Below are 835 nucleotides of genomic sequence, written 5' to 3'. Positions count from 1 at the left end.
GTCAACTTTTTCCAAAAACCAGTTAAAGGCGATGAACTGGCTCAAGCAATATTACATGGTCAGATGCAGTCGGCGGCGAGCCTCGATATGGTGGCGGCAAGAGCGGCGTAGGAATCACTAACGCCGCGCGAAAAAGATATCTTACGTTTGATCATTGCTGGTAAGCGCAATATTCGAATTGCGGATGAGCTGTGCATTGCAATGAGAACAGTGGAAGTTCATCGAGCCAGCTTACTGAAAAAGTTCTCAGCCAAAACCGTCGCAGAATTGGCCTACATTTATGGCAAGTTGGAGAATCCCATCTAGCGAGAGCTGAGCTGTAAGATTAGGAATCTTCAAACTTCTGTTTGATGAAATCGATAAAAGTTCGCAGTCGTTTCGGTTGATAGCGATCTCGATGGAATATGGCGGAAAAGGGCACCGACGGAATTTCCCAATCTGGCATCACTTTTATCAGTTGGCCTAGCTCCACTTCTTCTGCACAGTAACTCAGTGGAACACGAATAATGCCGTTGCCGTGCTGCGCACCCATGACTAACGCTCGTCCATTTTTACAGCGCAAGTTGCCTTTTACGACCACATCGGCGTGGTCATTTGGGTTCTCTGCTTTACGATAGCTCCAACGCGTAACCGAACCAGTCAGAGTTCGATGTTCGGCCAGCTCTTTTGGGTGTTTTGGCATGCCATATTGCTGCACATAGCTAGGGCTTGCGAGGGTGACCATGTCAACCGTCATCAGCTTGCGCGCGACAAACCCTGCATCATCCAAGTCCCCCATGCGAAATGCGACATCAAACTGATCTTCAATCAAATCAATACGAGGCGAAGAGAAGTC

1 protein-coding gene and 1 pseudogene are annotated in these 835 nt (G+C 48.3%); one reads left to right on the top strand and one right to left on the bottom strand.

What is annotated here, in order from left to right; translation table 11 throughout:
• Positions 1–306 (top strand): annotated as a pseudogene (locus tag R7Q48_RS26100) (response regulator transcription factor); the annotation flags it as partial.
• A gap of 19 nt (positions 307–325) precedes the next feature.
• Here the strand turns inward: R7Q48_RS26100 and R7Q48_RS26095 are convergent.
• Positions 326–835 (bottom strand): substrate binding domain-containing protein (locus R7Q48_RS26095; RefSeq protein WP_318133092.1); only part of this gene is annotated, 510 nt, incomplete at its 5' end.

The organism is Vibrio sp. 378 (assembly GCF_033339435.1).
This window is presented reverse-complemented; position numbering and strand designations above follow the sequence as displayed.